The 12,288-nt window shown below is 71.2% G+C and carries 10 protein-coding genes; 1 reads left to right on the top strand and 9 read right to left on the bottom strand.

Annotated features, from left to right (window positions below; genetic code table 11):
* Positions 1-2 precede the first annotated feature (2 nt).
* Positions 3-560, top strand: coding sequence for a DUF882 domain-containing protein (locus G5B56_RS14870; protein WP_164963727.1), 558 nt, complete (start codon positions 3-5; stop codon positions 558-560).
* Positions 561-611: 51 nt separating this feature from the next.
* Here G5B56_RS14870 and G5B56_RS14865 read toward each other — a convergent pair whose 3' ends face one another.
* Genes G5B56_RS14865 through G5B56_RS14825 form a run of 9 tightly spaced genes read right to left on the bottom strand, consistent with a single transcriptional unit; the run spans position 612 to position 12,285 of the window.
* The gene (locus G5B56_RS14865) at positions 612-1,622 is read right to left on the bottom strand and encodes an FAD:protein FMN transferase (protein ID WP_009856226.1); all 1,011 of its coding nucleotides are present in this window, start codon (positions 1,620-1,622) and stop codon (positions 612-614) included.
* Positions 1,623-1,645: 23 nt separating this feature from the next.
* Complete coding sequence (locus G5B56_RS14860) at positions 1,646-2,503, bottom strand: FAD-binding oxidoreductase (protein ID WP_009856225.1); 858 nt, start codon at positions 2,501-2,503, stop codon at positions 1,646-1,648.
* Positions 2,504-2,514: 11 nt separating this feature from the next.
* On the bottom strand, positions 2,515-2,721 hold the full coding sequence (locus tag G5B56_RS14855) for a hypothetical protein (RefSeq protein ID WP_009856224.1): 207 nt from the start codon (positions 2,719-2,721) through the stop codon (positions 2,515-2,517).
* Between the two features lie 2 nt (positions 2,722-2,723).
* Positions 2,724-3,305 (bottom strand): electron transport complex protein RnfA, encoded by a 582-nt coding sequence (locus G5B56_RS14850; protein ID WP_009856223.1) that lies wholly within the window; start codon positions 3,303-3,305, stop codon positions 2,724-2,726.
* Position 3,306: 1 nt separating this feature from the next.
* A complete protein-coding gene (rsxE, locus tag G5B56_RS14845; RefSeq protein WP_009856222.1) occupies positions 3,307-3,993 on the bottom strand; it encodes an electron transport complex subunit RsxE in 687 nt (228 codons plus the stop codon).
* Positions 3,990-4,691 (bottom strand): FMN-binding protein, encoded by a 702-nt coding sequence (locus G5B56_RS14840; protein ID WP_009856221.1) that lies wholly within the window; start codon positions 4,689-4,691, stop codon positions 3,990-3,992. Before G5B56_RS14840 ends, rsxE begins: the two co-directional genes overlap by 4 nt.
* The gene (locus G5B56_RS14835; protein ID WP_164963726.1) at positions 4,688-5,833 is read right to left on the bottom strand and encodes an RnfABCDGE type electron transport complex subunit D; all 1,146 of its coding nucleotides are present in this window, start codon (positions 5,831-5,833) and stop codon (positions 4,688-4,690) included. The genes G5B56_RS14840 and G5B56_RS14835 overlap by 4 nt, the downstream gene beginning before the upstream one ends.
* Positions 5,834-5,846: 13 nt before the next feature.
* Entirely contained in the window at positions 5,847-7,235 is a 1,389-nt protein-coding gene (gene rsxC / locus G5B56_RS14830; RefSeq protein WP_164963725.1) for an electron transport complex subunit RsxC, read from the bottom strand.
* A gap of 16 nt (positions 7,236-7,251) precedes the next feature.
* On the bottom strand, positions 7,252-12,285 hold the full coding sequence (locus G5B56_RS14825) for a 2-oxoacid:acceptor oxidoreductase family protein (RefSeq protein WP_206023531.1): 5,034 nt from the start codon (positions 12,283-12,285) through the stop codon (positions 7,252-7,254).
* Between the last annotated feature and the right edge of the window lie 3 nt (positions 12,286-12,288).

The following is a 12,288-nucleotide window of genomic DNA, read 5'->3' as shown; positions in this document are numbered from 1 at the left end:
CCATGATGCGCAATCAGGACCGCCGCCGTTTCCTGCGCCACGGCGCCAAGCTGGCCGTCGGCGTGCTGCCGGTGGCCGCCGCCACGCGCCCGGCGCTGGCCGCCGGGCCCGGCCCGCGCGCGCTGGCGCTGAACCACACCCACACCGGCGAGTCGCTGGATCTGGTCTACGCGGTGGACAGCCAGTTCGTGCCGGCGGCGCTGGGCACGCTGAACCGTTTCCTGCGCGACCACTACACCGGCAGCGTCGGCCTCATCGACCCGCAGCTCTTCGAGCTGCTGCACCGCGTGCGCAGCCTGCTCGGCACCGAGAGCGCGGTCTACGAGGTCATCTCGGGTTACCGCTGCCCGGAGACCAACGACCGTCTGCGCAACACGCGCGGCGGTGGCGTCGCGCGGCGCAGCCTGCACATGGACGGCCGCGCGATCGACGTGCGCCTGAAGGGCGTGCCGCTGAAGGAGCTGCGCGACGCGGCGCTGTCGCTGCAGGCCGGCGGCGTCGGCTACTACGAGCAGGAGCGTTTCGTGCACCTGGACACCGGGCGCGTGCGCCACTGGTGACGTGAAAACGCCCGGCCGGGGCCGGGCGTCGTCGGCAGGCGCCGTGAAGGATCAGGCGGCCGTCGGGAAGCCGCCGCTGGTCCAGCGCCGGCCGTCCTTGGCGATCAGCAGTGCATCGACGCCTTCCAGCGTCTCGGCCAGCGCCAGCGAACGTTCGGCGCCCATCACCATGAACGCGGTCGACAGGCCGTCGGCCTGCAGCCCGGTGGGCGCGAGCACGGTGACGCTGGCCAGCTCGGTCGGCGAGTCGCCGACGGCCGGGTCGAAGATGTGGTGGTGGCGGAAGTCGGCGCTGAACACCGTCTCGTAGTCGCCCGAGGTCGACAGCGCGCGGCCGTCCATCGCCAGGCGCGCGGCCACGGCCTCGGCGTCGCGCGGCTCGCGCACGCCGAGCATCCAGGGGCGGCCGCCCTCCTTGGCGCCGAGGGTCGTGAACTCGCCGGTGTCGAGCAGCGCGTGCTCGATGCCGTGGCGCTGCAGCGCGGCACGCGCCAGGTCGGCGGCGTAGCCCTGGGCCAGGCCGTTGACGGTGACGCCCATGCCGGCGCCGGCCAGCGTCACGCGCTCGGGCGACACCTGCAGCCGCTGCCAGCCGACCTGCGCACGCGCGGCGGCGATCGTGGCCGCGTCGGGCAGACCGCCGGCGTCGTGCGCGGCCTCGAAGGCACGCCACAGCGGCTGCACCGTGACGTCGAAGGCGCCGCCGGTCAGGCGCGACAGCTCCTGGCCGGCCTGCAGCACGGCGACAAGGCGCGCGTCGGGCGAGTCGAGCACGCCGTCGCGGTTCAGGCGCACGAGCTGGCTGCCGTCCTGGCGCAGGCTCATCAGCGCATCGACCGCCTTCACCTCGGCCAGCGCGGCGTCGATCGCGGTGCGCGCCGTGGCCGCGTCGGCATGCAGCACGGTCAGCGTGACGGTGGTGCCGAAGGCGCGGGTGCTGCCTTCGTGGCGCGCCAGCGCGTCAGCGGCCGCCGGGCCGGCGTCGCGGCGGCTCCAGGCCAGGACCCCGAGGGCGCCCAGGCCCAGCGAGGCGGAGATCAGGGTGCGTCGCTTCATCAGCATCGTGTTTCCTTCGCGCGCGGCGTTCAGTACAGGACCTCGTGCCAGCGGCCGCCGGCGATCAGGGTCTGGCGCAGCAGCGCCCAGCGGCCGGGCGCCCCGGCGATGCGCGCCAGCGCCACCTCGGTGCCGGCTTTCAGCGCCTCGGGCCCGGCGACGTAGACATGGGTGCGTTCGTCCTCGAGCAGGCTGCGCAGCTCGTCGGCGTTGTCCTCGACGCTGCGGCCCAGCGCCGGCAGCGCGCTCAGGTGCGGCCGCGGGCTCACCGCCTGGAAGGCCTTGAAGCTGGCCTCGTCGTAGTACTGCGCGATGTCGGCGTTCTGCTCGTTCATGTAGAGCATCTCCATGCCCGAACGTGCGCCGTAGAACAGCCGCACCGGGCCGTCCCACGTGCCCAGCGTCTCGTAGATGCGGCGCACCAGGCCGCGGAACGGCGCGATGCCGGTGCCCATGCCGATCATGATCATCGGCGAGTGGCGGTCCGACGGCACCGGGAACGGGTGGCCGACCGGGCCGCAGAACTCGATGCGCTCGCCGGGCTTCAGGTCGCAGAGGTGGTTGGACGCCACGCCGGGATGGCGTTCGCCGTTGAAGTCGTCGATCTCGTGGCAGCGGCGCACCAGCAGCGCGAACTCGGTGCGCTCGGGGTCGCTGACGTCGAGGTCGGCCAGCGAATACAGGCGCTCGTGCCAGGCCTGGCCGAAGCGGCCGGGCACGCGCAGGCGCAGGCACTGGCCCAGGCGGATGTCGAACGACGGGTCGAAGGTCTCGAAGACCAGGTGGCGCACGTCTTCGGGCGAGTCGGCGGGCGTGATGCGCGCGCTGGAGACCAGCGTGGCGCTCAGCGGACGGGATGCGGCCACGGGGGCGTCGGGAAGGATCATGGCGGGGGCTCTCAAAGCGGGCGAGGCGGCGCGACGGGGGCTTCGGCCGGCTGTTCGCAGGGCTGGCCGCAATGGCCGCAGCCGCCGGCGCAGCCGACCTCGCGGTACGGGCCGGTCTCGGGGTGGCGTTCGGCGTAGCCGCGCGTGATGCGCTGCACGACGACCCAGCCGGCCAGCAGGCCGGCGATAGCGCCGAAGGCGACGAGGTAGTTCAGCATCCTCAGCCTCCGAGGCCGGCGAAGCCCATGAACGCGAGGGACAGCACGCCGGCGAGCATCAGCGTCAGCGCCGAGCCGCGCGCGATCTCGGGCACCTCGACGAGCTGCAGACGCTCGCGCAGGCCGGCCATCAGCACCAGCGCCAGCGTGAAGCCAGCGCCGCCGCCGGCGGCGAAGGCCAGCGACTGCCACAGGCTGTAGTCGCGTGCGGTCTGGATCAGCGCCACGCCGAGCACGGCGCAGTTGGTCGTGATCAGCGGCAGGTAGATGCCGAGCGCGCGGAACAGCGTCGGGCTGTGCTTCTTCAGCACCATCTCGACGAGTTGCACCGCCGAGGCGATGACGACGATGTAGGAGATCAGGCGCAGGAACTCGAGCCCGAGCAGGCCCAGCAGCCAGTTCAGCGTGAACGCGAACAGCGAGGCCACGGCCATCACGAAGGTCGTGGCCACGCCCATCGGCAGCGCGGTGCCGAGCTTGCCCGAGACCCCGAGGAAGGGGCACAGGCCGAGGAACATCGCGAGCACGAAGTTGTTCGCCAGCAGCGCGCCGATGAAGACCTGGAAGACGGTGTCGTGGGCCATCTCAGCCTCCGGTCACGGCCGAGGCCGGGGTGGCGCCGGCGGCGGCGAGGCGACGCTTGCGCTTCTCCCACCAGGCGAAGAACAGCAGCCAGGAGCCGAGCACGAAGAAGCCACCCGGCGGCAGCACCATCACCACCCAGGGCTGGAACTGCGAGCCGAACAGCGCCACGCCGAACAGCGTGCCGGCGCCGAGGATCTCGCGCACCGCGCCCAGCGCGAACAGCCCGAGCGTGAAGCCGGCGCCCATGCCCAGCGCGTTGAGCATCGCCGGCAGCGGCGGGTTCTTCGACGCGTGGGCCTCGGCGCGGCCGAGGATGATGCAGTTGACGACGATGAGCTGGATGAAGGCGCCCAGCGCCTCGTAGAGCTTCAGGCTCACGGCCTGGATCGTGTAGTCGACCACCGTGACGAAGGTGGCGATGATCACGATGTAGGTCGCGATGCGCACTTCCTTGGGCACCAGGCGGCGCAGCAGCGACACCAGCGCGCAGGAGGCGACGAGCACGAAGGTCGTCGCGACGCCCATCGACAGCGCGTTGATCGCCGACACCGTGACGGCCAGCGCCGGGCACATGCCCAGCATCATCACGAACACCGGGTTCTGCTTCCAGACGCCTTCGGTCAGCTGCTCCCAGGCGCCGGTGATGCCGGCGGGCGCGCCGGCGCCTTGTGCGTGGTCGTGACTCATGGAGCTCTTCCGATCTGCTCAAGCTTCGGGACGATGCGCGGCAGCAGGGCCTGCGCCGCCTCGTCGATGCCGCGCCCGACGGCGCGCGAGGTGACGGTGGCGCCGGAGATCGCATCGATCTGCCAGGCCTCGGTCTTGGTGCCGTGCTTGACGGTGGTGATGGCGTTGGCCAGCGCCTTCATGTCGGGCGACAGCCTGGCGTCCAGGGCCTCGAAGTTCTTCAGGAACGCGGCGTCCTTGACGATCTTGTCGCCGATGCCGGGCGTCTCGCGGCTGCTGACGAGCGCGAAGCCGACGACGCACTGGCAGGCCGGCTTGTAGCCGAACATGATGCGCACGGTGTCGGCGTAGCCCTTGGCCGCGCCTTCGGCGGCGATGCCCATCAGCGCGCCGCTGGCGTCATAGGCGGCCTGGAACGGGCGCGCGCCGGCCGGGGCGCCCTCGGCGCCGCCGGCGACGACGCTGCCGTCGGGCAGCGCCAGGTACGACACCGTCTTCTGTGCGCCGGGCAGCACGCTGGCCACCGCACGTTCGAGCGCGATGCGGCGGTTCTCCTTCACCGCCGGCAGGCTGCCTTCGTAGGCGGTGACGATCAGCAGGCCGCAGATCGCGGCGACGAGGCCCAGCGTCGCGATCATCGCGAGCGTCGGCGTCGGCGGGGGCGGCGGCAGGGCCGCCGGGGACTGGGGCGCGTTCATTTGCGGGGCTTGTTGATCGGCATGCGCTTCTTCGGCGTCGTGGCGCCGGCTTCCTCGCGCGAGATGTACTCGGGGTGCAGCGCGTAGCTCGCGCCGCGGCGCGGGCGCAGCAGCCCGCTCTTGCCGAACGGGCGCGGCTGCGTGAAGCGCTCGATCAGCGGCGACGCGGCGTTGCCGATCAGGATCGCGTACATCACGCCCTCGGGCAGGCCGCCGTAGTAGCGGATCAGCACCGTCAGCACGCCGATCAGGCCGCCGTAGACCCACATGCCGCGCGGCGTCACCGGCGAGGTCGCCATGTCGGTGGCCATGTAGATCGCGCCGAGCATCAGGCCGCCGGAGAACATCATGAAGAACGGGTCCGGGAAGCGCGCCGGGTTCCAGGCGTACAGCGCGAAGGCCGTCAGGCCGGCGCTGCCCAGGATGGCCGCCGGGATGCGCCAGTCCAGGAAACGCCGCACCGCGAGGTAGGCGCCGCAGACCAGGATCAGCAGCGGCGACGGGCCGACGGCCATGTGCCCGGACAGCGAGGACAGCAGGTGCAGCGGGTCTGCGGCGACGCCTTCGAACTTCCACTTCGCCAGCGGCGTGGCGCCGGTGATGCCGTCCAGGTGCAGGCTCTGCAGCCAGGCGGCGGTGTCGGCCGGCATCATCAGCGGCCAGGCCAGCGTGCTCGGCACGAAGCTCGTGAAGCGGCCGTCCAGGAACGACGGCGTGTAGGTGGCGATGGCCACCGGGAACGCCGCCTGCACGAAGGCGCGCCCGACCAGCGCCGGGTTGAAGACGTTGAAGCCGATGCCGCCGAACAGCGCCTTGCCCAGCGCGATGGCGACGATGCCGGCGACCGCGCCCATCCACAGCGGGAAGCCCGGCGGCAGCGACAGCGCCAGCAGCAGGCCGGTGATGACCGCCGACCAGTCGGCCAGCGTCCCCGACTGGGTGCCCGTCTTGACGAAGAAACGTTCGGTCGCCAGGCAGGCGGCGGTGACGACGGCCAGCGAAGCCAGAGCCGACAGCCCGTACTGGTAGACGAAGAAGGCGCACACCGGCAGCAGCGAGCCGACGACGTTGCGCATGATCTGCTCGACGCTGCGCTGCGTCTTGATGTGCGGCGCGCTGCGGATCTCGATCGTGGTGCTCATCGTGTCGGGGCCCTCAGCCGCGCGTGGCCGCGGGCGCGGCGGGAGCCGAGGCGGCGCGTTCGCGCAGCACCTGCTTGGCGACGCGGAACTGCTGCACCAGCGGGATGTTGGACGGGCAGACGTAGGTGCAGCAGCCGCACTCGAAACACTCGCCGAGGTGGTAGTGCGCGCCCATCTCGTCGTACTCGCGTTTGGCCGCCAGCATGCCCAGCGCCGACGGGTTCAGGCCCATCGGGCAGCTCTCGACGCACTGGCCGCACTTGATGCACGGGTAGGTGCGGCGGTCGTCGCGCTCGGCCATGTCCTCGCGGCGGAAGACGAGCACGCCCGAGACGCCCTTGGTCACCGGCGTGTCCAGCGCGGCGACCGACTGGCCCATCATCGGGCCGCCGAGCACCAGCTGGCAGGCGCTGGTGGCGTCGCGCGGCGCGCCGGCGAAGTCGAGCACGAAGGAGATCGGCGTGCCCAGCGGCACGCGGTAGTCGCCCGGGCGCACGACGCCGGGGCCGGCGATCGTGACCACACGTTCGGTCAGCCCCTGGCCGGCCGGCAGCAGCTTGCCGATCGCGGCCATCGTGCCGACGTTGTTCATCACCATGCCCAGCGACACCGGCAGCTGCCCGGAAGGGATCTCCACCCCGAACAGCGACATGATCAGCATCTTCTCCGAGCCCTGCGGGTACTTGGTCGGCACCGCCTCGGCGAAGACGTTCTCCAGCCCGGCCGCGGCGATCGCGGCCTTCACCGCCGCCACCGCGTCGGGCTTGTTGTCCTCGATGCCGACGATGGCGCGCACCGCCCCGGTGGCGCGCATCGACAGCGCGATGCCGCGCACCAGCGCGGCGGACTCCTCGACCATCGTGCGATGGTCGCAGGTCAGGTAGGGCTCGCACTCGCAGCCGTTGATGACCAGCGTGTGCACCTTGGCCTGCGGCGGCACCTTCAGCTTGGCGTGGGTCGGGAAGGCCGCGCCGCCCAGGCCGACGAGGCCGGCGTCCCAGACGGCCTGCAGGATCTCGTCGGGCGTCATCGCGTCGATGTCACGCGCGACGCCCCAGAGGTCTTCCTGGGTCGCCGCGGCGTGCGGGCGGATGACGATGGACGGCGTCCACGGCCCGCGCGCCGTGGGCCGCAGCTCGATCGCCTTGACGACGCCGGTGGCCGGCGAATGGTGTGGCACCGACAGCCAGCCGTCGGCCTTGGCGACCGGCTGGCCGCGCACGACCTCCTGGCCGACGCGCACGATGGCCTCGGCCGGCTTGCCGATGTGCTGCGCCAGCGGCACGACGAGCTCGTCGGCCCAGGGCAGCCGCCGGATCGGCGTCGCCGCCGTGTGCTTGTGCTCCGGCGGATGGATGCCGCGCGCGAAGGTCTCGCCGCGCAGGAAGTTGAGCAGCTTCATCGGTGTGCCGCGCGCTTCAGTTGTACTTGGCCGCGCGCTTCTTCAGCTTCTCGAGGTTGGGCTCGGCCGGGTTCCACGGGGTTCCCGGGTGCAGGCAGCCGGCGGTGCACTTCTCCGCCGCCTTCACGATGTCGGCGTAGCTCGAGCCCTTCGGGTTGATGACCACCGCGCGGCGGCGGCCGTCGTAGGCGAAGACGCCCGGGGCCAGCGTGATGCACTCGTCGCAGGCCGAGCACTCGGGGCTCTCGACCCAGACCGGCTCGTGCGCCGTCTCGGCCGGCGCCGCTTCGGCAGCCGGAGCGGCCGCCTGGGCCGTCGGCGCGGGCTCCGCCGGAGCGACCGGCGCTGCCGGCGCAGCCGGCGCCACCGGCGCAGCGGCGACCGGTGCCGCAACGACCGGCGCGGGCGCCACGGCCACCGGGGCGGCCACCGGAGCCGCCGCGGGCGCGGCCAGCGCCGAGCTCAGCTTCTGCAGCAGCTCGCCGCGCACACGCTCGGTGATGGCGCCGATGTCGGCCGGCTTCTCGCGCGTCACCAGGTCACGCAGCTGGCGCCAGTACTGCTGGCGCTCCTCGCAGGCCCGCACCAGTTCCTCGGCCACCAGCAGGCGCATCAGGCGGCGCTTGGCATCGACGGCCCAGATGTACGGGAAGCGGCCGCCGCGCTCGTCGGCCGGCAGCGTCAGCAGCTCGGCCAGCGGGATCATCGAGTCGTTCCAGGTCTCCGGCGGCGCCTTGCGGAAGTGCTTGGCGAAGCGGGCCTCGGTCGCGGCAAAGTCGGCGAACGTGACCGGCAGGTCCATGCGCTGCTCGGTGCCGCTCTCGTCGAGGTACTTCAGCTTGTAGGTCGGCCAGTCGGCGCTCATCGCCGGGTTGCCCGACAGGCTGACGCACTCGGCGAAAGTCGTGCCGGCGTCCGGGTCGTAGCGGAACAGCGGGTAGGCGCGGCTCTCGACGGCCAGCTTGCTCTGGTCGACGCTCTTGTCGTCGCCGACGCCGTGTTCCGGCGGGCAGACGGCGTAGACGTTGAACAGCGCCGGGCGGCGCGAGTTCAGGCCGTCGATGAAGCCGTCGAGCAGCTTGGTCGCGTGGGCGATCGTGCCCTGCATGACGAACGCCGTGCGGTGCGCCATGCCGATCAGGCTGATCTCCTTGCGCGGCTCGACCTTGCCGTGCCAGGCGCTGCCGTACGGCGCCATGTCCGACACCTGGCCGATGAAGCCCGAGGTGCAGGCCTGGCCGCCGGTGTTGGAATAGACCTGGGTGTCGACGACCAGCACCTTCACCGGCTTGCCCGACATCAGCAGGCGCGACAGGTTCTGGAAGCCGATGTCGTACATCGCGCCGTCGCCGCCGAGGCTGACGACCGGCGGGCACAGCTTCCATTCCTCGTCGCTGAACTGTTCCCAGTTGAAGCGCTTGAAGAAGTTGCCGTCACGCTCCTCGACGTACTTGCCGCCGAGTTCCATCTCGGCCATGCGCACGGCCTTGAAGCCCTCGGCCATCTTGGCCATGTGACCCTCGAACAGGCCCATCGCCACCGACGGCGAGTCCTGGAACAGGTGCGAGGTCCACGGGAACGGGTACGGGTGGTACGGGAAGCTCGAGCCCCACACCGAGGTGCAGCCGGTGGAGTTGACGATGCCCATCGTCGAGCGGCCGCGGCCCGTCGGGCCTTCGACATAGCGCCAGCGCAGGTCCTTCAGCTTCTCCAGCAGCTGCGCCACGCGGCGCACCCAGGCCGGGTCCAGCGGCTGCGAGGGCTTGCCGGCGGACAGGCTGTCGGCCAGCTTGGACAGCGTCAGGTCGTGCTGGGCGTTGGCCTCGACGGCGCGCAGCACGGCGCCGGTGTCGGAGACGTCCACCGACTCGGCCAGGCGGTTGCGCAGATGCTGCTGCAGGCCGTCGATCAGCGTGTCGAGCTTGGCGACGAAGGGCTTGACGCGGTGCTGCATCAGCGCCGCGACGGCGGCGGTGAAGAGGTGGATCGCGGTCTTCTCGCCGCAGCCCAGGCAGGCGCCGTCGCCGCAGTTCATCGAGTTGTAGACCGCCTTGTCGAACAGCAGCGTCTCCAGCGCGCCGCTCTTCTCGTCGATGTTCTCGACGCGGATGAACTCGCGGCTGGTCGTCGGCAGGTCGAGCCAGAAGTTCCAGTCGCGGCGCAGCGCCTCGACCGACTCCTCGGTCTGCGTGACCATCTTCAGCGCGCCGTCGTTGCAGACGTTGACGCACAGGCCGCAGGCCTTGCAGGTCAGCGGGTTGACGGTGATCGAGAACAGGCCGCCGGTGCCGGGGTTCTTCTTCTCGCGCACCTGCCAGTACGGCTTGGTGGCCGAGAACTTGAAGTCGCCGAGCTGGGCCTTCAGCAGCTCGAACTCGGCGGCCATCTTCTCGCGGTCCTCCTCCGGCGCCTCGGCGACGGTGGCGGCGATCGCCTGGTCGATCAGCGGGCGCACGGCGACGCCGTCACCCTTGCCGATCAGGCCGCGCAGCTTCTTGTCGGCGGTGCGCACCGCACGGCGCAGGAAGCGCGTCGGCGTGCCACCGCACTCGACGCGGTTGAGCGCCGTGGCGAAGACCTCGTCGGTCTTGTTGACGAGGCCCGGCATCGCGCTGTCGGGGCAGGCGGTGACGCACTTGCCGCAGGCGGTGCACTTGTCGGCGATCCACTCCGGGTGCTCGAAGCGGATGCCGGTCATGTCGCGGAAGATGCCGGTGGCCGCCGGCACCAGCGAGGCGCCGATGAACGGATCGAGCAGGTTGTCGTTGCCCTTGCCGGTGGCGTAGAAGTGGCCGGTCTGCTCCCAGAAGCGGTGGATGTCGGCCACCGGGGGCAGCGCCTTGTCGTCGCCCTTGGGCGTGCGCAGCAGCGTGATCGGCAGCGCGGCAGCGGCGGCGCGCGGCGCGGCCGCGCTGCCGACGGTCTTGTCGACGATCTCGCGGATCTCGTCGAAGCCGCGGCGCACGACGGTGACGTTGTTCTGCACGACACGCGCGCCCTTGGAGCCGAACTTGGCCTCGAGCTGCTTCTCGATGGCGCGGAACAGCTCCTCCTCGCTCAGGCCGGCGTTCTCGCGCACCGAGGTGGCGGCGAAGAACGCGCCCTGGAAGGCGTTGCCCTGCATGCGCAGCTGCAGGTCGGCGCTGCCGGCCTCCTCGCGGGCGATCTGGAAGGCGTCGAGGTAGAAGACGCGGATGCCGTTGTCGACGATCTGCTGCTGGGCCCAGCGCGGGAACGCCGCCCAGGTGGCATCACCCAGGTTGCTCTGGATGATGAAGACGCCGCCCTTCTTCAGGCCGGCCAGCGGGTTGGAGTGGCCGAACACCGCCGGGTCGGGCGACAGCACGACGTCGACGCTGACGTACTCGCAGTTGACGCGGATGGTCTCCGGCGCCGCCGACAGGTAGTAGGTCGTCGGCTGGCCCTTCTTCTCGGAGCCGTACTTCGGGTTGGCCTTGATCTCGTAGTCCAGCAGCTCGAACAGCGTCATCGCCAGGTTCTTGCCGGTGGTCATCGCGCCCCAGCCGCCGATCGAGTGCATGCGCACCGTGATCGCGCCCTTGGGCATCAGGTTCGGGTTCTCGCTGCCGCGCACGACGACGTCGGCGGCCTTCGGGTAACCGGCCTTCACGGCCTGCTGGTGCAGCTCGTCCTTCGGGTTCAGCGGGTCACGCTCGACGTCCACCGACAGGTAGAAGAACGGCTTCTTCGCGCCGCCCGGCAGCATGTTCTCGACGGCGCCGATCAGCCCCTCGGGCTGCAGGTCGCGCGAGCCCAGGCCGTAGCAGCCCGAGTACAGGCGCGGCATCTCCTGCGGCGTGATCGAGGCGTAGTTCTTGTGCGGCAGCGTGTCGGCGCCGGCCAGGCCGTTCTCCAGCGCCTTCGACAGCGAGGCGCGCAGCTCGCGCACCAGCGGCAGGTCCTCGGCCAGCGGCTGGTCGGTGCGTTCGAGCACGACGACGCCCTTCTTGCCGCGCAGCGCCTGGCCCACCAGGTCGCCCGGGAACGGGCGGAACATCGTGATGTTCAGCACCCCGACCTTCAGCTTGCGCGTCTCGCGCAGGTAGTCGGCGACGGCCTCGGCCTGCACGACCATGCTGCCCATGCCGACGATGACGTAGTCGGCGTCCTCCAGCTTCCAGCCGCCGACGCGGCCGTAGCGGCGGCCGGTCAGCGCGGCGTACTCGGCCATGCACTGCTCGGACAGCGACTCGATGGCGTCGAAGAAGTACGGCCGCTGCGCGGCCACGGCCTGCATGTAGGCGTCCTGGTTCTGCACCGAGCCCGACAGCAGCGGCACGTCGACGTCCCAGATCGCCGGCACGCGGCGGCGCTTCGGGCCGTAGACCATGGCCTGCGCCGGCGTCGGCGAGTCGATCAGGTCGTCGGGGCGGCCGAGGTACTCGGCGACGAGCTCGCGCTCGGGGATGCGCGCCGACTCGATCAGGTGGGTCGTCAGGAAGCCGTCCTGGCCGACGATGGCCGGGGTCAGCGACAGCTCGGCGAGCTTGCGCGCGATCAGGTTCAGGTCGGCGGCCTCGGTGGCGCTCTTGGCCATCACCTGGATGAAGCCGGTGTCGTCGATGCAGTGGTAGTCGTCGTGGCCGGCGTGCACGTTCAGGCTGGCCTTGGTGATCGCGCGGCAGCCCATGTTCAGCACGTAGGGCAGGCGCTTGCCGACCGTCGCGTACAGCGACTCGTGCATGAAGGCGATGCCCTGGCCCGAGGAAAAGTTGGTCGCGCGCAGGCCGGTCATCGACATGCCGGCGGTGACGCCGGCGGCAGCGTGCTCGCTCTCGGGCTCGACGAAGATCAGCGGCCGGTCGGAGACGTTCAGGTGGCCTGCGGCCACTTCCTGCGCCCAGTACTCGCCCATCTGCGTCGACGGCGTGATCGGGTAGGCGCCGGCGGCGTCCGAGGCCTCGCGCTCGACCATGATGACGGCGGTGTTGCCGTCGACCGCGTCGCGCACGCCGGGGTACTTGACGGTTTGCGGCTCGCTGTCGCGGCGATGCTCGCCGGTCAGGTAGTCGATGACCTTCTTCAGCATTTG

It is taken from the genome of Rubrivivax sp. JA1026 (assembly GCF_011065555.1).
Classification (GTDB): Bacteria; Pseudomonadota; Gammaproteobacteria; order Burkholderiales; family Burkholderiaceae_C; genus Rubrivivax; species Rubrivivax benzoatilyticus.
The sequence above is the reverse complement of the archived record's forward strand: the minus strand, read 5'-3'. Positions and strand labels throughout refer to the sequence as shown.